The sequence below is a fragment of the Thiospirochaeta perfilievii genome (assembly GCF_008329945.1).
GTDB classification, from domain to species: domain Bacteria; phylum Spirochaetota; class Spirochaetia; order DSM-2461; family DSM-2461; genus Thiospirochaeta; species Thiospirochaeta perfilievii.
In genome coordinates, this window is record NZ_CP035807.1 from 536,398 (window position 1) to 559,798 (window position 23,401).

Genomic DNA, 23,401 nt, shown 5'->3' on the forward strand with positions numbered 1-23,401 from the left:
AATTGACTTGAACATTTTTAAAATGATATATCTTTATGTGTGAATAATAGTATAGATAAAATTAAACATTACTGTGGAATCGTTGGTATACACTCTTTATCAGAGAGAAATATACCACAAGATCTCTTTTTCCCTCTATTTTCATTACAGCATAGAGGTCAAGAAGGAGCTGGGATTTCCTATTTGAATAACGGAAAGCTTGTAACCTACAAGGATTTAGGTATGGTTTCTGATGTCCTTGGTAGATACCTTGAAGAAGATAGAAAATCAACAGTTGGTATTGGCCATGTTAGATACTCTACAACAGGTGGAAACCAAGTTGAAAATGTTCAACCGATACAGGCGTCCTGTAATAAAGGTGATATCTCCATTGCCCATAATGGTAATTTTTCAAACTCTGACTTCTTAAAGAGTAAGTTAACAGAAAAAGGTGCTATATTTGGCTGTACAACAGATTCTGAACTAGTATTACACCTTATAGCTCACTCAATGCAGGATACCTTTTACAAAGCCCTTAAAGAGACTCTTTGTTATCTAGAGGGTGCTTTTAGTATGGTGATGGTTAGAGAAGATAATCTATACATTATGAGAGATCCTATGGGTTTTCGACCCCTATATATAGGTCAAAAAGACGGTTTTACAGTATGTGCCTCTGAGTCATGTGCATTAGATATTTTAGATATTACTGATTATAGGTCAGTAGAGCCTGGTGAACTTATTGTTGTAAACAGTAATGGGATTCAAAGTGAAATATTTGCTACGGCTAAAAGAAAAGCTCAATGTTCCTTTGAACTAATATATTTTGCAAGGCCTGACTCACAAATATTCGATACATCTGTTTATGCATCTAGACTTCAAATGGGTAGAGTACTAGCTCAACAAGATGGAGATGAAATTGAAAATTTTGACCTTGTTATGAGTGTTCCCGACTCTGGAAACACCGCTGCACTTGGTTACGCTAAAGAGTCTGGACTATCCTATGAACTAGGTTTAACTAGAAACCACTATACCGGTAGATCCTTTATTCTTCCTACACAGAAAAAACGTGAATTAGCAGTTAAGATGAAGCTACATCCTGTAAAAGAGATTGTAAAGGATAAAAGAATTGTATTAGTTGATGACTCTTTAGTTAGAGGAACTACAAGTTCTATAATTGTTAAGCTATTAAGATCCGCTGGAGCGAAGGAAGTTCATGTAAGACTATCTGCTCCAGAGATAAATGGTCCATGTTATTACGGAATTGATGTACCTACAAAGGAAGAGTTAATTTCAACAACAAAAACACCTGAAGAAATTGCAAAGCACATTGGTGCAGATAGTGTAAAGTTTCTTCCTGTGGACAAATTAAAAACTTGTTTTGATAAGTCTGAAGATTTTTGTTACGCTTGTTTTAATAATGATTACCCGGTAGAACCAAAAACCGGTAAAGATAAATAAAGGAGTTAGAAGATGGGATTAACCTACTCGGAAGCAGGTGTTGATATAGAAAAAGGTGATAGATTTGCCTCTTTTATAGGAAACATAAAGTCTAAGGCAGTATCCAATAGTATTGGAGGATTTGCTGGCGGAATTGAACTAGATGTAGAGAAATACAAAAAACCCGTTTTACTCTCTTGCACAGATGGTGTAGGAACTAAACTAATGGTAGCACAGCAACTTCAAAAATTTGATACATTAGGTATCGATTTAGTAGCTATGTGTGTAAATGATCTAATAGTTTGTGGTGCATCACCCTTAGTTTTTTTAGACTACATTGGTTGTGGTAAATTAAATGAGGATGTTCTCAAAGAAGTTATTAAAGGTGTTGTTGAAGGGTGTGAACAAGCTGGTTGTACCTTAGCCGGTGGAGAGACAGCAGAGATGCCTGATATGTACTCGGACAATGAGTTTGACCTAGCAGGATTTAGTGTAGGGATTGTAGAGAAGAGCCAAATGTTACCCCAATTAGATCGAGTTGAAAAGGGTGATATTCTTTTTGGAATGGCTTCTGTTGGTGTACACTCTAACGGCTTATCATTAGCAAGAAAGACAATTGATATTAATGATAGAGAAAATATGGAGAAACTATTAACTCCAACTAAAATATATGTAAAAGAGCTTGAAGAGTTACTTAAATCGGAGATGATAATATCAGCTGCCCATATAACAGGTGGTGGTCTTGAAGGAAACATAGTACGAGCTCTACCAAAGGAACTAAAACCAGAACTTACATGGGATTGGGAAGTTCCTGAAATATTTTTTACAATACAGAAAAATGGTAATATTAGTGAAGATGAGATGAGAAAGGTTTTTAATATGGGTATTGGTATGGTACTGGTTATTAAAAAAGAGAATGAGAAATCTTTTTCAAACTTTGCTAAAAAGTGTAATATTGATGTTTTTAAAGCTGGTATTGTAGGGTAATGTCTAATTTAGCAATTTTAGCTTCAGGAAGTGGTAGTAATTTTCAAGCTATTAGTGAAGTTATTAAAAAATCTCATCACAATGTTTCTTGTTTAATTTGTGATAGGAAGAGTGCTTTTGTAATGGAGAGAGCAAAAAAATTAGGAATAAAAGTATTCTATGTAACCTACTATAATAGGGATAAATCCGAGGCTGAAAAAGAGATTGATAGTATTTTAAATAGCCAAAAAGTAGATTTAGTAGCCCTAGCTGGTTTTATGAGAATACTTTCCCCTCTCTTTACTAATAAGTGGAAGAATAGAGTTATAAATATTCACCCATCACTACTTCCTAAGTATCCAGGTTCCCATGGAATTGAAGATAGTTTTAACTCTGGAGATATTGAACTAGGAGTTACAATTCACTATGTTGATCAAGGGATGGATACAGGTCCGATAATATACCAAGAATCATTTACTAGATGTGATGGTGAAACCCTGGAGAGTGCTGAAGAGAAAATTCATAGATTAGAGCATAGAGTATATCCGCAAATTCTTATCAAGAAACTTGATAATTTTAATAAAGCCATTTAGGAGAATAAGTTGAGAGTTTTAGTTATTGGTTCAGGTGCTAGAGAGCATGCTGCTACATGGAAATTTAGTAAGAGTAAAAGAATATCCGGTCTCTTTGTAGCTCCGGGTAATGCTGGTACAGATGAGATTGCAAAAAACATCGATATTGATGTTATGAATAGTCAATCTGTAATCGATACGGTAAAGGCAAATAAGATTAACTTTGTATTTATTGGCCCAGAAATCCCCCTTGCAAATGGACTTGCTGATGACCTAAGAAAAAACGGTATTAACTGTTTTGGTCCAGGGAGAGAAGCGGCACAACTAGAGTCTAGTAAATCTTTTTCTAAAGCTTTTATGAAAAGAAATAATATACCCACTGCTGATTATGATGAATTCTCAAATAAAGAAGATTACACAAAATTTATACAAAATTTAAATAAAAAAGTTGTTGTTAAAAAAAGTGGTTTAGCTGCTGGTAAGGGTGTTTTAGAGTCAGAAGATAAGGATGAAATGCTAGCTTTTGGTCTTGAAGCTTTAAATAATGATAAAGTTGTGGTTGAAGAGTTTTTGGAAGGGTTTGAGGTTTCGATATTTGTATTATCAGACGGTAAAAACTATAAAATCTTACAACCTTGTACAGATCACAAAAAAGCTTATGATGGGGATAAGGGTCCTAACACTGGTGGTATGGGTGCAATAACACCTGTTCCTTGGGTTGATAGTAAATTAATGCAACGGATTGAAGAAGAAGCTGTTATTCCAACTATAAACGGATTAAATAGAGACTCTTTAAACTATAAGGGAGTTATTTATATCGGATTAATGATATCCGAAGAGGGGCCTAAAGTACTTGAGTATAACGTGCGTTTTGGGGATCCTGAGGCTCAAATCATATTCCCAACTATTGAGTCTGACTTTTGTAATATAATGGATGCAATAACTGAAGAGAGCTTAGATGATTACAATATTAGACTCTCAAATAAATCAGCTGTATGTATTACTGTAGCAGCAAAGGGGTATCCGGGAAGTTATACAAAAGATTTAAAAGCTGAAGTTCATAATTTAACTGAAAAAGAAGGTTATATATTCCATGCTTCAACCTACCTTAAAAGTGATGATATTTATACTAACGGAGGGCGATGTTTTACAGCTGTATCTACTGGAGAGAATACATTAGATGCATGTGAAAATGCATATAAAGTTGTTAAAAAGGTAAGTTTTCCTGGTTCTTGGTATAGAAAAGATATTGCTAGAAAGTTCTTTAAGTAATTCCTATTATTACAAACAATTATTATAGTTACAAATAATATCAGATAGTTTAAAGCCCGGTAAAACCGGGCTATTTTTTTAATATAGGAATTATTTTATCAATCGATAATGATTCAAAAAAGTCTAATAGAGTTGGTGATATCCTATTAATTCTTAAAAGAGTACCTTTACTTATAGCCTTCTTGTTAATAAAAAGTAGTTTTCCAATTCCAGAACTATCAATGTAATTTGTTTTTTCTAAATTAATAGTTAATGTTTTAAAACCATCTTCAATAAGTTCTAAGGCATCTTTTTTTAGATTTTCCACTGATAGACCAATTAAGGATGTCTCAGAGACAATAATTTCTGCTTCATTCTCTTTTTTAATAATTTCAATTCCCATTAATATTATCCTTTAAGATTAACTCTGTTGTCTTTTAACTTCATACATTAATATACCAGCTGCTACAGATACATTTAATGAGTCTACATTACCTGTTGTAGGTATAGAAACAATTCCATCACAACTCTCTTTTACCTTCTGATGCATACCACTCCCCTCTGATCCCATAACTATAGCTACACGGCCTTTTAAGTCTAACTCCTGACAGGATGTTCCTCCCATATCTGCTCCATATATCCAGAAACCGATATTTTTTAACTGCTTAATAACTCTACTTATATTTGTCACAACAGCAACATCAACATAATTAACAGCCCCAGCCGAGACTCTAGTAACTACAGGTGTTTCACTAGCTGTTCTTCTAGAAGGAATAATTACCAAATCAGAACTAAATTGATCGCAGGACCTTAGTATAGCCCCATAATTGTGGGGGTCTGTAATTCCATCAAGGATAACAACCATTCCATTATCTTTATCAAAGGTCTCAAGGAATGACTCAAGTGTTACAACTTCCCTTTTCGCTCTACTCTGTTTGTTTTTAACTTTTAATAAATAGCCTCTATGACCATCAGAAGCCATCTTATCCATCTCTTCAATAGATATATTTTTTACAGGGATCTCCTTTACTTGAGCCATTTTCTTTAATATCATAGCTCTTTTACTCTGTTTAGAGAGGTATAAAACTCCCTCTACTTCACCCTTTTTTAAAATCTCTTCACATCCATGAAAATCTGTTAAATTATTTGCCATCTTCTTTATATACCTCGAACTCTTTAACTTTGTCGACTACCCCATCAAAATCTAGATCTTTTTCATAACTTGAAATAGACTTACCATCATTTGTTATATAAACCCATATATCAATTTTTAGATCATAATTAGAGTCAACTTCTTGCCTAACTACAAATCCATCTTCATAAAAATAGAAATTATCCATTATACCATCAAGGTTATAATCAGTTTCTTCATATAGAGTCAGTTTTGCCCCATTCATTGCAAGTTTTTTATCAACATTACCATCAAAGTTAGTATCAGACGATATTATAATGCTATTATCCTCTAACTCTTCAACCCAGATATCCAATATGCCATCACTATTGGAATCTAATGAGTAATCAGCAAACAAGACTGAACTAACAGATAAGGTGAAGATAAGTAAAATTATTTTATTAAACATAAATTCCTCAGTTATTTATCGACAACTCATTATATTAGCTAAAGTCTTATAAAACAACTACTACAAATTTTAGTACTTTATTGCTATAATATCTACATGGATGAAACAATTTATAAAAGAAGCAAGGTCGCAGATAAAAATAGTAGAGAGAAAAAGAAGTCTTTAAATTTAAAATGGCAGAATAATTCTATGACTTTAGGAAGAACTATTACAATAGGAAGGGATAGAAATAATACTATAGTATTAGATGATCCTCTTGTATCAAGAAGGCATGCGATTATTGAGGAAAAAATGGGGACTTATTACATTAGAGACCTAGGAAGTACGAACTCTACATATGTCAATAAGAATCCAATTCTACCAAACCAAGAGAAAAAACTTCAGCCTGGTTCGGTTATTAATATTGGAAAAAGTGAATTAAAAATTACTTAGGTACAATCTCATATAGAACATTAAAGGATCTTTTTATCTCTTCAACTCCAGATGAAATTGGTCCTTTAGGTCTAGATTCTGCCATACTATATGCATAATTAGTTATTGGATTTTGTATAGCTATCCCCTCTTCTGCTATTGAGATAACTCTCTTTACCTTCATGCCTTCAAGGGACGCTAAAAACTCAGCTTTTTCTCTGGCATCTTTAATAGCTTTCTCTCTTAGATTATTTTCATAAATATCAGAATTCTCAAAGGTGAAGTATATTCCATTAATCTTATTAGCTCCAAGAGTTATTATGGTATCTATAACAGTATCAACTAGCTCTAACTTCTTAATATTAATTGTAATTGAGTTAGAAACACGATACTCCTCTTTGTTTTTATCATCATCGTTATATGGCCTATAAAGATATACATTATAGTTGTTAGTCTCTATATCATCACTCTCAATACCAAGATCAGCTAAGCCCTGGGTAATTCCAGTCATAATTTTATTATTCTCTTCTAATGCAACCCCAATAACAGGATCTCCACTATCAACTCCAGTAGATATAACAACAGTATCTGGCTTTATAACCATAGAACCACGACCTATAACATTTATAGTTCGTAGAACATCATCTGCAAAAGCTATACTTGTAAAACTTAATAGTACTAACAACAACCTCTTCATAAAAAACTCCTTGTTTAATAAAAAAAAGCCGCCTAAGCGACTTTGTATTATAATGTGTGTAGTGGTATTGGATCAGGTGAACTATTTTCACCCATAGATTCAGAGAGATCTTTTAGCAAACTCTTATCTTTGGAAGACAATTTAGTAGGTATGTTTACAATTAATTTAACATACATATCACCACGTCTAGTAGTATTTAGGTGATAAACACCCTCACCTTTAATCCTTAAAAGTCTACCACTTTGGGTTCCTGGACTAACTTTTAACTTTATCTTTTTATCATCCAAGGTTTTAACAAACAGTTCACAACCTAAAGCAGCTTGTGTTATGCTAATTGGAAGAGCACAATAGAGGTCATGTCCATCCCTTTCAAAAGTTCCATGGGACTCTACGCTTATATATACATATAAGTCTCCAGGTACTCCACCTTTTGGAGCTGCATCACCTTGATCTCCAAGTCTTATTCTCTTTCCATGGGATATACCAGCAGGAATAGTTACATTTAACTTCTGAGCCTTCTCTTGAATACCCCGACCATGACATGATTCGCATGGATTTTCAATAATTGTACCTTCGCCACCACATGTAGGACAAGCTTGAGCAACAGAGAAGAAACCACTATTTCTTCTAACTTGCCCCTGTCCACCACAGGTACCACAGGTTTTTTTATTCGATCCAGACTTAGCTCCAGTACCATCACAGGTCTCACATGGAGTATCCTTTCTATACTTAATCTCTTTTTTAGTACCAAAAACAGATTCAAAGAAAGTTATTCTTAAGTCGTATCTTAAATCACTACCCTTTTGCTGTTGTCGCCCACGACTCCTTCTTTGGCCACCTCCGCCAAAAAAGGAATCAAAGATTGTTTCGAATCCACCACCAAAGATATCCTCGAAACCATGGAAAGCATTTGCATTAAATCCTGGACCACCCATTCCATCAACACCAGCAAAACCATATTGGTCATAGGCCTGTTTTTTCTGATCATCAGATAAAACTTCGTATGCCTCTGTAGCCTCTTTAAACTTAGCCTCAGCAGTTGCATCACCTGCATTTTTATCTGGATGGTACTTAATAGCCAATTTTCTGTATGCTTTTTTTATTTCTGGACTAGATGCAGATTTATCTACACCTAAAACCTCATAATAATCTCTTTTAGACAACCTATTACCTCTTATTAGTCTACAACTTCAAAGTCTGCATCTTCTGCATCCTTAGCTTGTTTTGGCTCGTTACCAGCAGAATCATTTCCTTGAGTAGGATCTACTTCCTGTGGCTCTGATGCTCCACCAGCTCCCTCTTGCTTATACATCTCTTCTGCAAGTTTATGAGCAGCTGTAGTTAAAGCTTCAGTTTTACTTTTAATCTCTTCTAAATTATCACCTTTAAGGGCTTCTTTAACATCTTCAATTGCTTTTTCAATGGCTGTTTTATCATCTGCAGAAATCTTATCTCCATACTCTTTTAAAGATTTTTCTGTTTGGAATACAAGAGAGTCAGCATTATTTCTAATTTCAACTTTCTCTTTAGCAGCTTTATCTGCTTCAGCATTCATCTCAGCATCCTTAACCATTTGATCAATCTCTGAATCACTTAAACCTGAAGAAGACTCAATTCTGATTTTTTGCTCTTTCCCTGTACCTAAATCTTTAGCACTTACATGAACAATACCATTTGCATCAATATCAAAAGTTACTTCGATTTGAGGAACACCTCTAGGTGCAGCTGGAATATCTACTAAGTCAAACTTACCTAAAAGTCTGTTATCCTTAGCCATCTCTCGCTCACCCTGTAGAACCATAATTGATACAGCAGTCTGATTATCTGCAGCTGTAGAGAACACCTGGGACTTTTTAGTAGGTATAGTAGTATTTCTCTCTATTAGTTTAGTCATAACACCACCTAAAGTCTCTAAACCTAGGGATAGAGGTGTAACATCTAAAAGAATAATATCATCAACTTTTCCACCTAAAACTCCACCTTGAATAGCAGCACCCATTGCTACAACTTCATCAGGGTTTACACCTTTATTTGGCTCTTTTTGGAAAATCTTTTTAACTAACTCTTGTACTGCAGGGATTCTTGTAGAACCTCCTACTAATAAAACTTCATCTATATCTGCTGCTGTAAGTCCTGCATCTTTTAAAGCTTTCTCACATGGGATTTTACTTCTTTGAACTAAAGCCTCAGTCATTTGATCAAATTTAGATCTTGTTAAGTTATACTGTAAATGTTTTGGTCCTGTTGCATCAGCTGTAATAAAAGGAAGGTTTATCTCTGTAGATTGGGAAGAAGATAACTCTTTTTTAGCCTTCTCTGCAGCTTCTTTTAATCTTTGAAGTGCCATAGTATCCTTAGACAGATCAACTCCTTGATCGTTCTTAAACTCTTTTACTAACCAATCAATTATCTCATGGTCAAAGTTATCTCCACCTAAGTGAGTATCACCATTTGTAGATTTTACTTCAAAAACCCCATCAGCTAGTTCAAGAATAGAAACATCAAAAGTACCACCACCTAAGTCATAAACTGCAACAATCTCTTCTTTATCTTGGTTCTTTCCAAAACCGTAGGATAGTGCAGCTGCTGTTGGTTCGTTTACAATTCTTTTAACATCTAAACCAGCAATTCTACCTGCGTCTTTAGTTGCTTGTCTTTGTGCATCATTAAAATAAGCTGGAACAGTAACAACAGCTTCTGTTACAGGCTCACCTAAATAGTCCTCTGCAGTCTCTTTCATTTTTTGTAAAATTGCAGCAGAAATCTCTGGAGGAGTTAAGTGTTTATCATCTACATCAATCTTAACCTGGTCTCCACTTCCTGATGTAACAGTATAAGGGATCATGCTTAACTCTTCAGTAACCTCAGAGTAAGCTCTACCCATAAATCTCTTCGCTGAGAAGATTGTATTTTTTGGATTTGTAACCATCTGGTTCTTAGCAGGTTGTCCTACTAATCTTTCACCCTTTGTATATCCTACAATAGAAGGAGTAGTTCTTTGTCCTTCAGCATTCTGAATTACTACCGGTTTTCCTGATTCGTCCATAACTGATACACAAGAGTTTGTAGTACCTAAATCAATTCCAATTATTTTTCCCATTTTGTATTTCTCCTTATTCCTTCTAATTATTTCCAATAGGTAAACTATTGGTCTATTGGTTTTTGAACCTTAACTTTTGGTGCTCTTAATACTTTGTCATGTAACTTGTATCCAGATTGAAATTCTTCACAAACTGTTGGAACTTCAACATCTGCAGAATCTTCCATAAACATAGCTTCATGTATTTGAGGATCAAACTCTTTACCAACAGATTCTATTCTTGAAAGCCCCCAGTTGGAGCTTAACATTCCTTTAAACTGCTTCTCTATCATTTCAATACCCTCTTTAAAAGAGTTGAAATCTTCGTTGTCATTTGCAGATAATAATGCTCTATCAAAGTTATCTACAACTTCAATTAAATCAGTGATTAAGGACTCATTGGCATGCTTAATAGAATCACTCTTCTCCTTAAGCATTCTCCTCCTGAAATTCTCAAAATCAGCGTGTTTTCTTAAATAATTAGCTTTATGCTCTTCTACACTCTCTTCTAATTCTTTAATTCTTGCATCTTTAAAAGCTAATTCATCCATTGGAGTTTCATCTGAAGTTTCCTCTTCAGTTTCTCCTGTTTCAACTTCCTGGTCTTCAACCTGAGGAGTCTTAGATTCTTCTTCTAAGATCTCTTCTTTATCCTTATCTTCATTCATGAAAATAAAATACTAACCTAAAATGAATTCGTCAAGAGTATATGATTTTTTTTATACTGTTTTTAATTTTTATTATTTTCGTGGAGATAATTCTAAAATAAGTTCAACTTCACCTCTACTTAATTTTGTAGTTCTAGCAATATCTTCTGGCTTCCAACCATTATGGGCTAATTTAATTACCATATCCCTCATATTCATATTTGGAGCACTTGTATCCGATTTTTTACTACTGCTATCATTTTTATTTTGTGCCAATGCTCCCATAAGTTTTACCTGCTCATCTGCAACCCTAACACTCTCATTTAATCTAGTTTCAACACCAGCTATCCACTCCCTAGCCTTATCCATCTTCTCTATCTTATTATCCATATCAACTATTGCAGAGTCTAGGATGGTGAGTGTATCTATAGCCTTGTTTATCGACTTCTCCCTCTCTTCAACTTTTATTAACTTCTCTTTAAAGTTATCAATTTGATTATTAAAAGGAGTTATATTATCTCTAAGAAGTTCTAACTTATTCTCTATTATCTGAACATGGGAGAAGCCACTATCTATTGCCTTATTTGTCTCTTCTAGGATAGCCTCTTTATTTTCAAGTCTATTAAACTCTAAGCTTACACTATCCTCTAACTCTTTAAGTTCCCTTAGTTTTAATTGAATCTCCCCAATATATCCTTCAGACTCTTTTATTCTCTTAAGTTTATCATCAACACTATTCGATAGGTCTAGGACCTTATTAACTCTATTCTCTAGGGAATCGATTTTAGCTCTCTTATTTTCAATATTATCGATATCCCCATTAATTTGGTCTAAAAGTGGCCTTAAAACCTCTAATTTATCATTGGTTAAATCAACAAAGTCACTCTTCTCGTCTGTCTCTTTTAACTTTTGACTTAGTATATCAATGGATCTCTCTAAATCACTTTTTAACTTATCGGTTCTACTGAAAATCTCAGTTTCTGAAATATACTTATCTTGTTCTTCTGATATACTGCTTAGAGTATCTTTTAATTGGTTAGTTTTACTATTTACTTCACTTACTATTAGATTTAACTGATCTTTAACCTCTTGTAAGTCACCTTCAACTCTGGATTTAAACTCGTTAGAATCATTAAGGACCTCACTTTCTCTGCTTTGTAAACTAGCAATAAGAGACTCTATCCTTTCGCTAAACTGTAATTTAAACCCTTTAAAATCACCTTCTAGCTCATCTTTAAAACTATTAACCCTAGTATTAACCTGTTCCATATTCTCTAAGATAGAGGTTGTAGTTTCATCCTTTAAAACATTGATAGAGTCACCTAATTTATTACGCCATGAATCAGTTTCAACATCAATTAAAGACTCCCTCTCTCTAAGTTTAGCAAAGTACTCATCCTCAAAGAGGTCCAACTTCTCTGATATATTTGTAAATGATCGCTCTTTAAGTTTATTTATTTCTAACTCCAGCTCGACCTTATCCCTATTAAACTCTTCGGTAAATAGATTTAGTACGGATTTTTCATCGTCCATTTTTTGATTTAGTTTTTCATGGAACTGATCAATATCTTTTTCTAGAGCACCGTGAATCTGTTTCATATGTGCCTCTAATTTCTCTTTAGCACTATTTATCTCTTCGTCAAAATCTGTAAAGGTATTTATTTTGTCTAAAAATTCACTTCTAATCTCATCTAGTTTACTAGTTAAATCAGCATCTACACTGGATATAAGTCTATCCCTTTGTAGTTTAACTTGTTCCCTTATCTCTTTTTCATTACTAATTAGATCTTCTTTTAATTTATCATTATTTTGCTTAAGGCTCTCTAAACTTCTAAGCATACTCTCTTTTTCATTATTTAATAGGGCCTCATTCTCTTTAGACTGCTTAGAGACATCCTCTTTTATATTATCTAGTTCAGAGAAAATACTAGTTTTCTTTTCTAAAATATTACTATTTAGCTCTTTAAATTCTAACTTAACATCATCTTTTATGCCTAAGATACTGTCATATAGACTCTCTTTAGTAGACTCTATTTCACTCTTAACACTTACTAGATCACCTAACTTTAACTCAACATCTTTCTTATATGACTCAATAGATGAAGCAATTTTATCTGTTGCTGCTTTCCTAATCTCATTTTCTTTATCTTGAATACTTCTTGTAACATCATAAACACTACTATCAACTCTATCTTTTATTTCAGATAGCTCACCTTCTACATACTCTTCTACTGATGAGATATTATTAACAACCTCATCTCTATACTCTTTAACATTTGTAAGTTTATCGTTTATATCAGTTAAAAGTGTTTCACTCTCTCTCTTTGTTTTCTCAATTTCAGAAATAGAAATACTTCTAAACTCATTAAAATTAATTTTAAATTCTTCCTGAAGCTCTTTTACACCTACAGAGTTTAACTCTTTAATTAGCCCTAATTGTTTATCTATTTGGTCTTTAATTGAGTCTAGCCTTTGTTTGTTTTCCTCTTTTATATTGTTAGCTATAAGCTCTACATTCCCCATATCCATGGATAACTGACTTATTTTACTCTTATTCTCTTCTTCTATAGCTAATAGTTTATTCTCAAGTAGTTGAACTAATGTAGAACTTCTTTGATCTATTTTATTTTTTATTTCTGTAAATGATGAATTTTCTAAATCTTCACCATCCTGTGTAATTTTAAGAACAGTGTTTCTATGATTTTCTAACAGCTTATTTAAATCCTCTTTAAAAGTATCGTAGCTTAATTTAGCTGTTGTATTGTAGTTGTTACTTAGCTCATTAACCTTTGAGTCTATATCATCCAAATAGAGGGAACTCTTATTAATTCTTTCCCCAAGCTCTTCTGTAAGCTCCTTAGATTGTAAATAGATACTATCTTTTAACTTATTTATAGATCGATTATTGTTCTCTATAAACTCAGTAGCTATATCATCGATACTCTTCTCAATTAACCCTAATTTCTTTTTACTATCCCGAACCTTTTTATCAACCTGCTCTAGAAATAGAGAGTCCTTTTTTAACCCACTATACCTCTCATCAAGCTCCTTAGAAAGATTCAACATTTTATCCATTGTTGAATTATACCCAACAACCTTTTTATTTAACTCTTCTATTCGTTCAATTTTTTCTGAGAGTTGATCAACTTCTCCAGCAATTCTATTTAGTATTACAGCCCCAGTTTTTTCCTGAACTTCTAGAGATATAGAGAGATCTTTAAGATTTGATATACGCTCTTCAACATAGAGATCAAACTCTTCGTTACGTTTTGAAGCGTATTTTTTTACCTGTTCAAGAGATTTGCTATTTTTATCTGTTTTCCTAAATAGTACTAATACTACACTGACAATACCTAAAACTATTAGGTTTCCCAGGACTGAAAGCATCTCCATTAAACTCCCTTAATTAAATTATCAAACTTTGAAATAAACTCATAATAATTTTTAAATGTAAAATCTGCTTTAACATCACCATCAATCTCTTTTTTAGATATATGTGCAGCATACATACCAGCTTTTTTTGAGCCAAGAATATCATATTGGTAGCTATTACCAACATACAGTATTTCTTCTGGTTTGACACCTACTTTTTCCATAACATAACTATATGCATCAGGATGAGGTTTAAGATGACCACAAGCTTCGCAGGTATAAGCACTATTTTCAAAAAGATCATCTAAACCGAAATATTTTAATTTATCTAGAATAGGAAAGTCAGAAAGACATGCTGTCTTAAATCCCCTATTTTGTAATTCTACAATAACGTTTCGTACATTATCAAAGGGTTTAACCCTTTTAAGGGATGCAGTCCACTCTGTATAGATATCACTTTCTATCTTTTTCATAACCTGATCTACTGGAAGTCCAAGTTTTTTAGCAGTTAAGTCTGCCTGTATTTCATAAAAATTATCCACATGTTTATCAGGCATTAATCTTAACTCTTTTCTAACAGTTGCAAAGGCAGAAAAAAGCCTTATATTTCTTAAAACAACAGGAAATGTCATTAAATTCATTCGCCAGTTTGGATAAAAAGTTCCATCTATATCAAAAATTACAGCTTTTATATTCATATAGATAAAGATACCTTAATTTTTTTAAGCTTGCAAGTTTACTTTTCTTATTTAAAAATCTATTTACTTCATTAAAGATAACTATAAGTATATAAAACCATACTTACTTAAAAGAGTATTTAAAACGACCTTTAACACTTTCATCAGTATTGTTAGAGTAAGTACTCTGTTTAAATCCGTATAGTACAGCCTCATCTACTTCAGAAACACCACTAGAGGAGACAATCTCTGCACTTTTAATAGCATTCATTCCATTGGAGTTTTTATTTATTTCAAAGGCAATTATTACTGGCTTTAGGCTATTATCCAGTTTATATTCAGCACTTTCAACCTTATAACCTGCAGCCTCTAATATTGCCCACATATCAGGTCTATTCTCCATAGGAACATCTATACTTAATGAAAAGAAACTACCTCTATCTTGATAATATCTATTGAAAAAATTCCTATTATACTCTTTATCCCCAAAACCAGTAACATCCCCACTAATAAAGGAGTAGATATCAAGGGTAATAGATTTAGGTAGAGGCATATATTGATATATTGGAAAGTATCCACTTCTACTTATTTTACTAGAGTCACTTTGAAATGAAGTTTCGTGGGAGTTACCACTCTCCCTGCCCTTTTGAACTACAGGTTCACTAACCTTAACCGGTTCCTTTATACCTTTTTTAATAGGCTCAACTTCTTTAGTCTCTTCTATTTTTGGTTTATCATTTAAGATCTCCTCAGATTTAGACTCTATAACTTCAGATTCTATTTCTTCTAAGATCTCCTCTGGAATTTTCTCCTCTTCTACCGGTTGCTCTTCAATTTTTTCAGGAGTGGGTTGTTTCTCTGGGATCACATCTATTTCAGATAGTGGAGAACCAAATGTAATTTTAACTGGTCCTGTATACTCATTAAAATCCTCAAATTTTAATAGATCAAATAGGAAAAGAAAAAGAAAGACCAGTAGTGTAGAACCAAAAACATATAGTGTACTTAAAAGAACCCTCTCTCTCTCTTTTTTCTCTCGATATCTATTCACAATCAATCCTGTTTTGTATCTGTAATCATATTTATTTGACTATATCCTGTAGAACGAAGAACACCCATTACCTGAACAAAAGTTCCATAGGAGACATCCTTATCCCCTTTTAAAACAACGTTTGTAGTTTTATCATCAATACTCTCTTTATAATCTTGTAGAGCCTCTTTTAAACTATTAAAGGGAATTAGATTTTTATTTAAATAAATATCTTCTGTACCAGTAATTGTAACCACCAGGGGTGTTATCTCCATTGTTTGGACACTCTCTCCCTGGGGTAACTCTATATCAATACCAGGAGCTGTATTAAATACACTAGATATCATAAAAAAGATTACTAGCTGAAAAATAATATCGATCATTGGAGTCATATCTGCAACGGCTGTTCTTTTTAACCTTCTTCTGATCTTCATTATACGTCCTCGTTTACAATATCATCCTTGTTTAAAAGCAGTATCATATCATTTACCTGATTTTCCATTCTTATTAATATAAGATCCACTTTAGATACTAAAAAATTATAAAATATAACAGCTGGAATAGCTACAATCAGCCCTGCTGCAGTAGTAACTAAGGCTTGGGAAATTCCAGTAGCTAATAGACCTGGATCACTTACTGAAACAGATCCACCTAATAATCCAAATGATGAGATATTTCCTGTTACAGTTCCTAAAAGACCTAATAGTGGAGAGATGTGTGATATTGTTCCCAAGGATGATAGGTGTTTTTCCAATGCAGGGACCTCTAGATTTGCCTTCTCCTGGAGTATCTCTTTTTGAGTATGCTTAGGGAAATGCCTATGATTAATCCCAGATTTCATTAATGATGATAGTGGAGACTCATTTGTATCACAAATAGAGAGTGCCTCATCATAGTGTTTCTTCTCTATTGCGGACTGAACCCTAGAGAAAAGTCTCTCTTCATCTACACGAATCTTTTTAAAGAATAAAATTCTCTCTACAATAATTATTGCTGCTAAAAAGAATAGAACCATTATTATCCATAAAATTGGCCCACCATTTATTAATATTGATATCATTAAAATCTCCTTGGTTTATTTAATTTAATTCAACATGTACCAGGTGCATAAATTCACCCTTATATCTTCTCTTTAATGAGTCTATACCAGTTACGGTTTGTCTTTCAACAACATCAATAACAAACTTACCATTTGTATCAAAATAAGGGAAAAGAACAACAACATGAACATGCTGTCTTAATATGTTTGTATCTCCAAAAGGAGTGTTTACTGAACCTAGATATATTCGACCAGGATTTTTAATTGCTGCAAGAAATAGTACAGCAGGAATCTCATCGATTTCATAACCAACATTCTCTTTATAAGAAAAATATGGTGTGTAGTTTATATCACAACTTAATAGGGATATATCCTGTTTAGGATATAGGGCTTTTCTGTAATAAAAAGCTAAATTACGGGTCCAGTCTAAACCAAAGTATGGATCACGAGCTTCTTCTGCTCTATTTGACCAACTATTACCCCTTAGATTATACAGTTTTTTCTTAAGAGGCTCTATTGGTAGAATTGAACCTGTTATTTTTTGGTATAAATTATCAACAGTCCACTTACTAAAACCAGAGCAGTTCAATCCTGACTCACCAACCTGGGGCTCTAGAGTCTCAATATAAACATACTCTCCATTAGTATTTATAGCCCCATCATCAGCATCCCCTAGATCTTTTGATTCTATTTGTATAGTGTTGGAAAACTCTTTTACGTCCTTCCATTCACTAAAAGAGATATCCGTAAAAAGATCTTCCCATGGAATTTTATTTTTAGTTAAAGATACAATTTTAGATAGAGGTAGTAGAATCAATTTCTCAAATGGAAGTGGAATCATTACTCCGTTATAGATCTGTTTACCAAATAGATGAAAGTCAAGGCGACTTCTACCAAACTCTGGGTATATTCTGATAAAGCTCTCTTCATCGTTATACATAAAAATTTTAGCCTGGAGAAACTCTCCAGTTAGCGTATCCTTTTTTATGATATATGAGCCACTACTCCAAACAGGAAATCTACCTTCAAACTCATTTAAAAACATGAGATAAAATGCATCAGCTGTCTTTCGAACTTCAAACCGAACATTTACATCAGACTCAGTTTGGGAAAAGACTCTTTTTGGAGCATTAACTGCTTCAAATGTTTTTGATAGGATTACGGCCCGGTGTTTTTCCCTAATTTCGTAATTTTCATATACACCAGAATTAGTTAACATTTCCCACTCTCTATTTAAAGTTTGAGAAACTAAACCTGTTGTTAGAAATGTTAGTGTAAAAATACCAAACAGAAATCCCTTCATTTAACTTTCCTTAAGATCTAAAGTTATAGGTACGTTTTTAAAACCAAACTCCTTTCTTATCTGGTTTAATATATATCTCTTATAGAAGTCTGGAAAATTCTTCTCTCTATTAACAAATAAAACAAATTTTAATGGAGATACTGATACCTGGGTTAAATATCGACATTTTATAGCCTTACCTTTAACAATTGGAGCTGGATTGAAATCTTGCCACTCTGCTAAAGCATCATTTAAGTGGTTTGTTTCTACCCTTTTTTCAAGCTCATTATAAAGTTCTACAGTTTTTTTAAGAAGGTCCCTAAAACCCCTTTTTTTTAGGGCTGAAATATTTAAAATTGGTGCAAATCCTAGAACAGGGAATAAAAACCTAACTCTATCTTGAACTGCGTTAAAATCATTACCAAGCTCCTTCATAACATCCCATTTATTAAGAACTAAAATAACACCTTTACCGTGTTTAATTATTTGTGAAGCAATTTTTTTATCCTGATCTGTAAGACCCTCTTCAACATCAATTAAAAGGTATACAATATCCGCATCTGCAATGGTTTTAATTGCCCTATTAACGGAGTAGTACTCCACATCCTCTTTTACCTTACTCTTTCTTCTTATTCCGGCAGTATCGAGAATTTGAAAATCATACTCTTCATATTTAAAGTGTCCCTCAACAACATCCCGTGTAGTACCTGCAATATCGGATACTAAGGAGTTTCCACTCTTTGTTAATGCGTTTGCCAGGGTGGACTTCCCTGCATTTGGTTTACCTAAAATTGTTATTTTTATATCAGGTGAGTTGTGTAACTCCTTTCCTTCAATATCAACAAACTCAAGTCTTGAGGTAATTGCATCTTCTAGATCATAGATATTTCTATTATGTTCTGCCGAGATACCTAAAACTGTAGAGAATCCGTAGGAGTATAAATTCCATACCTCATTCTCTTTTTCAACTGTATCTACCTTATTAGCTACAAGAATAACCTTCTCTTCGTAGGGTCTTAAAAGTTCGATAAAAGCTTCATCTTCTGGGGTAACATCCATTACATCCATAAGAAATAGAATAAGGTCTCCCTCACCGATCATTTGTACAGCTTTTTTAGAGACTAATTCATCAAACTCATCATCCCTTTCTAGCTTAAACCCACCAGTATCAATAAGTAACAACTCTCTATTACCAATAATACATGAGGCCTCAATTGGGTCTCTAGTTACCCCGGGAGTTGGGTCAGTTATTGCTTTTCTCTCCCGTAAAAATCTATTAAAAAGTGTTGATTTACCTACATTAGGTCTACCAACAACGACTACTTTAGGTAATATCTTATTTGAAAGATTTGATCCCAAATTTTTCCTCCATGTATGCTGTAGTATATTTATCTACATCTTTGAAGGATTTCATTTCCATTATAGTTCCAACTAACTCTTGTGCTTCTAAGATTGAGACTGACCTAATTATCTTTTTAATTCTAGGAATACCAAATGAACTCATACTAAATTCATCTAAGCCTAGGCCTAATAGAATAACAGAAGCTAGGGCATCACCTGCCATCTCTCCACACATACTTACAGGAATACCCTCTTTATGGGCATTCTCTACAACCAATTTTACAAGCCTTAAGACACCTAAATGAAATGGTTCATACATATGTGCAACCTTTTCATTACCCCTATCAATAGCTATTGTATACTGAATTAAGTCATTGGTACCAATAGAAAAGAAATCAACCTTCTTTGCTAAGATGTCCGATGTTAATGCGGCAGAAGGTACTTCAATCATAATTCCAACTGGGACATCCTCTTTAAAAGAAATCTTCTCCGCTCTTAACTCTTCCTTTACCTCTTTCAAAATTTCTAGAACAGCATCAAGTTCTTCAATTCCAGAGACCATAGGAAACATAATCCTTAATGTACCAAAAATAGATGATCTAAGCAAAGCTCTTAACTGTGCTTTTAATAATTTTTTTTCATGAAGACCAAATCTTATAGCCCTCCAGCCTAATAGAGGATTTTTTTCTTCATAACCACCGGTTACTTTTGGTATAAGTTTATCCCCACCAACATCAAGGGTCCTAATTGTAACTGGTTTACCCTTTAACATCTCTAATATTTGACTATATGTTTCTAATTGCTCCTCTTCCGAAGGAATATCCCCTGACCGAAAAAACAGAAACTCACTTCTAAAAAGACCTATTCCATCAGCACCATGGGATAATACAGAGTCAACCTCTTCTTTAACCTCAATATTTGCCTTTAGATGAATTAGTTTCCCATCCTTTGTCTCAGCAGGTAGCTGATTCATGGTTAATAATTCACTCTCCATCTTTTGGAATTCACGTTTTTTTATTTCATACTGATCAATAGTTTTTTTATCTGGATCAATTATAACCTCTCCAGTATAACCATCTACAATAATATATTTTCCATCTAGAGTATTTGATGTAACAGATACTAGGGCTAAAACAGCAGGTATACCAAAACTCCTTGCTAAAATAGCTGTATGGGAGGTTCTCCCACCACCATTTAAGGCGATACCTTTAATATGAACCTTATCCATAACAAGAGCATCAGATGGAAGTAGATTATTGGTTACTAATATAACATCCTCTGTTAAGTGCTCTAGGGATTTTCTCTCCTTATACATTAAATGGGATAGAAGTCTCCTTGCAACATCTTGGATATCTAAAGCTCTCTCTTTTAAATATGAATCAGATGAATCATTCATCTGGGCTATTATCTGATTACTTACTTTAAGGAGTGCTGATTCTACATTTAATAGAGTCTCTTCAACCTCTCTATGAACTTTATCATGAAGACCTACATCTGTTAACATTAGTAGATGGGCATCTAAAAAGCTACCATCATCTGCTCTAACAATACCGTCAGCTTTAGTCTTAATCTCAACAAGTTCATCAACTGCACTCTCTACAGCTAATTCTAATCGTTGTTTTTCACTCTCAATTTCGTGGAACTCTATTTTATATGATGGAACAGCTTCCCTTTCAGACTCATCAAAATAGAGTAAAACCTTACCTATTGCGATTCCTGGAGATGCTGATATACCTTTTAAAACTATCATACATATAAATGTACTCATATTTTATAAAAAAAACAACTTTTTTTATAAACTAGACAGAGTTTAATATATTATCTAAACTTTGCTTATGAAGAAGTTACTAGAAAAGCTACCTGTAGAAGGTCTGCTTATCATTGTTGTTATATTATTAGGATTAATAATTACAATTTATTTTACTAAAATTGATTCTGTAGTCCAATCCCACAATAAAATTATTATTACTAACGTTAACGAGCAGGAACAAAATGATGCTCTTTTTATATCTAAAAATGAACCTACCACTGCTACTGTAATTAATACAGAACCAAATATTGATGAAAAACCGGATATCACTGAGATAAAAAAGAAGGTTAGAATCTTTTTTATTAAGGTAAATAATGATGGGGAGATAGAGCTTAAAAGTGAACTAAAACTTATGTATGTAGGAAAAACTCCCCTCAAAAAATCTATTGAAAAGTTATTAGAAGGACCGGATACAACGGATATAAATAGAGGATTGTTAACTCTAATACCTGATGGATCAAAACTTCTATCAGTTAGTATTAAAGATGGTGTAGCATACCTGAATTTTAATGAAATGTTTAGGTTCAACCCACTAGGAGTGGAAGGTTATATAGCACAAATAAAACAGATTGTTTATACCGCAACTGAATACGAAACTGTTGAGAGTGTTTTATTTAGTATCGATGGAGCTAGGCAGGAGTATTTAGGCCCAGAAGGTGTTTACATTGGTCGCCCTATCTCTAGGGCTGATTTAGAATTATAATGTAAGGTTTATATTCTGAATAATACTCTTAACAAAATCATCTACAATGTTATAAATTCTTTTATTTCCATCAACCTTAGAAGTAACAATTCCTGCATCCTTTAGAATAGCTAAATGCTGGGATATAGATGGCTGTGATGTATTTAGACACTGCCATAGATCTCCAACACAAGAGGATTTATCCTCAATTAAAATTAATATTTTCATTCTAAGAGGATGGCCTATAACTTTAAGTTTTTTAGCGTACTCGTTAACTAGTTCATCATTTTTGCATTTTTCCATAAATGAATTATAGATAAATAATTATTTGTTCGCAAGTATTTAGATTTATTTGATTTATATTATATAATAAAAAAATGATATATTTAGATTGGGCTGCAACAGCTAAACCAAAAAAAGATATTTTAAGAGAGAGCTTAGAGGAGAGTTTAACACTTTATGGGAACCCTTCTTCTGTTCATGATACAGGTGTAAGCTCTAAAGAAGTATTAAACAGAGAGAGAGATAATATTTCAAAAATTCTAAATTGTGATAACTCACAAATCTACTTTACTAGTGGAGGAAGCGAGTCAAATAATCTAATCCTATTATCTTTTTTAAAGAAGCATGGAACTGGGGAGGTTATAACAACTTCAATTGAGCACCCTTCGGTGGGGGAACCAATTGAGACACTAAATCAATTTGGATGGAAAATAAAAAGAATAAATCCAGATACAAATGGAATTATACAGTGTAATAAGGTATTAAAAAGCATAAATGATAAGACAAAAATTATATCAATTATATATGTTCATAACGAGACAGGAGTAATACAACCTTTAAAAGATATTGTAGAGTCTGTACGTAAGAAAGAAAATGAGATTGGTAAAAAAGTCCACATACATATTGATGGTGTACAAGCTGTTGGTAAGATAACAATTGATTTAAAGGATTTAGATATCGACTCCTTCTCAATATCCGGTCATAAATTTGGTGGCCCAAAGGGTATTGGTATTCTCTACCTAAAAAAACCTAAAAATGTATTATATAGAGGTGGTGGTCAAGAAGGTGGTATTAGACCTGGGACAGAGGATCTTTTTGGTATAATTTCTATATCTAGATGCTTAAAAGAAGCTACTGAAAATTTAGATTCCCGAGTTTGTGAAATAAATAGATTGATGGATCAACTTATTTTAGGGGTAAGGGAAATTGGTGTTAAAACAATTCCTAAAAACAGAGGTTTATCCGATGATAATTTTATTCCCAATATTCTCTCCCTTACATATCCACCACTTCCTGGAGAAGTAATAAATAGGGTTTTAAACTCTAAGGGATTTATGATATCAACAGGCAGTGCATGTTCTAGTAATAAAAAAAGCACCACTAAGGGTATACTCTCCATGGGTATTTCAGAGAAAGAGGGATTTTCATCTTTTAGGGTATCTATTGGCCGGGATACAACAGAAAAAGATATCGAAAACTTTATAAAAGCCTTAGAAGAGACATTAAATGAACTTGCCCCATAAACTTAGGATGTGATAAGTTATTA

The 23,401-nt window shown here is 33.3% G+C and carries 23 protein-coding genes; 7 read left to right on the forward strand and 16 right to left on the reverse strand.

What is annotated here, in order from left to right; genetic code table 11:
- Nucleotides 1-39: 39 nt before the first annotated feature.
- From purF to purD, 4 genes are read left to right on the forward strand one after another with little or no spacing between them, the layout of a single operon-like run.
- The gene (purF, locus tag EW093_RS02445) at nucleotides 40-1,437 is read left to right on the forward strand and encodes an amidophosphoribosyltransferase (protein ID WP_187759802.1); all 1,398 of its coding nucleotides are present in this window, start codon (nucleotides 40-42) and stop codon (nucleotides 1,435-1,437) included.
- A gap of 12 nt (nucleotides 1,438-1,449) precedes the next feature.
- Nucleotides 1,450-2,403, forward strand: coding sequence for a phosphoribosylformylglycinamidine cyclo-ligase (gene purM / locus EW093_RS02450; RefSeq protein WP_149566862.1), 954 nt, complete (start codon nucleotides 1,450-1,452; stop codon nucleotides 2,401-2,403).
- Nucleotides 2,403-2,975 carry a phosphoribosylglycinamide formyltransferase gene (purN, locus tag EW093_RS02455; protein WP_149566863.1) on the forward strand — a complete coding sequence of 191 codons (573 nt, stop codon included), beginning with the start codon at nucleotides 2,403-2,405 and terminating at the stop codon, nucleotides 2,973-2,975. Before purM ends, purN begins: the two co-directional genes overlap by 1 nt.
- A gap of 9 nt (nucleotides 2,976-2,984) precedes the next feature.
- Nucleotides 2,985-4,226 (forward strand): phosphoribosylamine--glycine ligase, encoded by a 1,242-nt coding sequence (gene purD / locus EW093_RS02460; RefSeq protein WP_149566864.1) that lies wholly within the window; start codon nucleotides 2,985-2,987, stop codon nucleotides 4,224-4,226.
- 70 nt (nucleotides 4,227-4,296) lie between these two features.
- Here the strand turns inward: purD and EW093_RS02465 are convergent, their stop codons facing one another.
- From EW093_RS02465 to EW093_RS02475, 3 genes are read right to left on the reverse strand one after another with little or no spacing between them, the layout of a single operon-like run.
- Entirely contained in the window at nucleotides 4,297-4,608 is a 312-nt protein-coding gene (locus EW093_RS02465; protein ID WP_149566865.1) for an STAS domain-containing protein, read from the reverse strand.
- 18 nt (nucleotides 4,609-4,626) lie between these two features.
- Nucleotides 4,627-5,358, reverse strand: a complete 732-nt coding sequence (gene rlmB, locus EW093_RS02470) for a 23S rRNA (guanosine(2251)-2'-O)-methyltransferase RlmB (RefSeq protein WP_149566866.1) — start codon at nucleotides 5,356-5,358, stop codon at nucleotides 4,627-4,629.
- Complete coding sequence (locus EW093_RS02475; RefSeq protein WP_149566867.1) at nucleotides 5,348-5,785, reverse strand: hypothetical protein; 438 nt, start codon at nucleotides 5,783-5,785, stop codon at nucleotides 5,348-5,350. The genes rlmB and EW093_RS02475 overlap by 11 nt, the downstream gene beginning before the upstream one ends.
- 96 nt (nucleotides 5,786-5,881) lie before the next feature.
- On the opposite strand from EW093_RS02475, the gene EW093_RS02480 reads away from it, so the two are divergent.
- Nucleotides 5,882-6,217 (forward strand): FHA domain-containing protein, encoded by a 336-nt coding sequence (locus EW093_RS02480; protein WP_149566868.1) that lies wholly within the window; start codon nucleotides 5,882-5,884, stop codon nucleotides 6,215-6,217.
- On the opposite strand, the gene EW093_RS02485 is transcribed toward EW093_RS02480, so the two are convergent.
- The 12 genes from EW093_RS02485 to ptsP all read right to left on the reverse strand — a co-directional run bounded on the left by EW093_RS02485 (nucleotide 6,210) and on the right by ptsP (nucleotide 21,110).
- Entirely contained in the window at nucleotides 6,210-6,893 is a 684-nt protein-coding gene (locus EW093_RS02485) for an SIMPL domain-containing protein (RefSeq protein WP_149566869.1), read from the reverse strand. The two genes, EW093_RS02480 and EW093_RS02485, sit on opposite strands and share 8 nt — an antisense overlap.
- 47 nt (nucleotides 6,894-6,940) lie before the next feature.
- Nucleotides 6,941-8,056 (reverse strand): molecular chaperone DnaJ, encoded by a 1,116-nt coding sequence (gene dnaJ / locus EW093_RS02490; protein ID WP_149566870.1) that lies wholly within the window; start codon nucleotides 8,054-8,056, stop codon nucleotides 6,941-6,943.
- 14 nt (nucleotides 8,057-8,070) lie between these two features.
- Nucleotides 8,071-9,993, reverse strand: coding sequence for a molecular chaperone DnaK (gene dnaK / locus EW093_RS02495; protein WP_149566871.1), 1,923 nt, complete (start codon nucleotides 9,991-9,993; stop codon nucleotides 8,071-8,073).
- 44 nt (nucleotides 9,994-10,037) lie between these two features.
- On the reverse strand, nucleotides 10,038-10,640 hold the full coding sequence (gene grpE, locus EW093_RS02500; protein WP_149566872.1) for a nucleotide exchange factor GrpE: 603 nt from the start codon (nucleotides 10,638-10,640) through the stop codon (nucleotides 10,038-10,040).
- A gap of 72 nt (nucleotides 10,641-10,712) precedes the next feature.
- Complete coding sequence (locus EW093_RS02505; RefSeq protein WP_149566873.1) at nucleotides 10,713-14,012, reverse strand: SpiroCoCo family coiled-coil protein; 3,300 nt, start codon at nucleotides 14,010-14,012, stop codon at nucleotides 10,713-10,715.
- On the reverse strand, nucleotides 14,012-14,689 hold the full coding sequence (locus tag EW093_RS02510; RefSeq protein WP_149566874.1) for an HAD family hydrolase: 678 nt from the start codon (nucleotides 14,687-14,689) through the stop codon (nucleotides 14,012-14,014). Before EW093_RS02510 ends, EW093_RS02505 begins: the two co-directional genes overlap by 1 nt.
- 103 nt (nucleotides 14,690-14,792) lie before the next feature.
- Nucleotides 14,793-15,719 carry an energy transducer TonB gene (locus EW093_RS02515; RefSeq protein WP_149566875.1) on the reverse strand — a complete coding sequence of 309 codons (927 nt, stop codon included), beginning with the start codon at nucleotides 15,717-15,719 and terminating at the stop codon, nucleotides 14,793-14,795.
- Nucleotides 15,720-15,721: 2 nt separating this feature from the next.
- Nucleotides 15,722-16,132 carry an ExbD/TolR family protein gene (locus EW093_RS02520; RefSeq protein WP_149566876.1) on the reverse strand — a complete coding sequence of 137 codons (411 nt, stop codon included), beginning with the start codon at nucleotides 16,130-16,132 and terminating at the stop codon, nucleotides 15,722-15,724.
- Nucleotides 16,132-16,758 (reverse strand): MotA/TolQ/ExbB proton channel family protein, encoded by a 627-nt coding sequence (locus EW093_RS02525; protein ID WP_149566877.1) that lies wholly within the window; start codon nucleotides 16,756-16,758, stop codon nucleotides 16,132-16,134. Before EW093_RS02525 ends, EW093_RS02520 begins: the two co-directional genes overlap by 1 nt.
- A 19-nt stretch (nucleotides 16,759-16,777) precedes the next feature.
- The gene (locus EW093_RS02530) at nucleotides 16,778-18,040 is read right to left on the reverse strand and encodes a hypothetical protein (RefSeq protein ID WP_149566878.1); all 1,263 of its coding nucleotides are present in this window, start codon (nucleotides 18,038-18,040) and stop codon (nucleotides 16,778-16,780) included.
- Nucleotides 18,041-19,378, reverse strand: a complete 1,338-nt coding sequence (der, locus tag EW093_RS02535) for a ribosome biogenesis GTPase Der (RefSeq protein WP_149566879.1) — start codon at nucleotides 19,376-19,378, stop codon at nucleotides 18,041-18,043. It abuts the gene before it with no gap.
- Nucleotides 19,356-21,110 (reverse strand): phosphoenolpyruvate--protein phosphotransferase, encoded by a 1,755-nt coding sequence (ptsP, locus tag EW093_RS02540; RefSeq protein WP_149566880.1) that lies wholly within the window; start codon nucleotides 21,108-21,110, stop codon nucleotides 19,356-19,358. The genes der and ptsP overlap by 23 nt, the downstream gene beginning before the upstream one ends.
- Before the next feature lie 85 nt (nucleotides 21,111-21,195).
- Here ptsP and EW093_RS02545 point away from each other — a divergent pair, with 85 nt between their 5' ends.
- Nucleotides 21,196-21,873, forward strand: coding sequence for a GerMN domain-containing protein (locus tag EW093_RS02545; RefSeq protein WP_149566881.1), 678 nt, complete (start codon nucleotides 21,196-21,198; stop codon nucleotides 21,871-21,873).
- Here the strand turns inward: EW093_RS02545 and EW093_RS02550 are convergent.
- Nucleotides 21,868-22,155 (reverse strand): ArsR/SmtB family transcription factor, encoded by a 288-nt coding sequence (locus EW093_RS02550; RefSeq protein ID WP_149566882.1) that lies wholly within the window; start codon nucleotides 22,153-22,155, stop codon nucleotides 21,868-21,870. The two genes, EW093_RS02545 and EW093_RS02550, sit on opposite strands and share 6 nt — an antisense overlap.
- Nucleotides 22,156-22,229: 74 nt before the next feature.
- Between EW093_RS02550 and EW093_RS02555 the strand changes: the two genes are divergently transcribed.
- The gene (locus tag EW093_RS02555; protein WP_149566883.1) at nucleotides 22,230-23,378 is read left to right on the forward strand and encodes a cysteine desulfurase family protein; all 1,149 of its coding nucleotides are present in this window, start codon (nucleotides 22,230-22,232) and stop codon (nucleotides 23,376-23,378) included.
- Nucleotides 23,379-23,401: the final 23 nt, after the last annotated feature.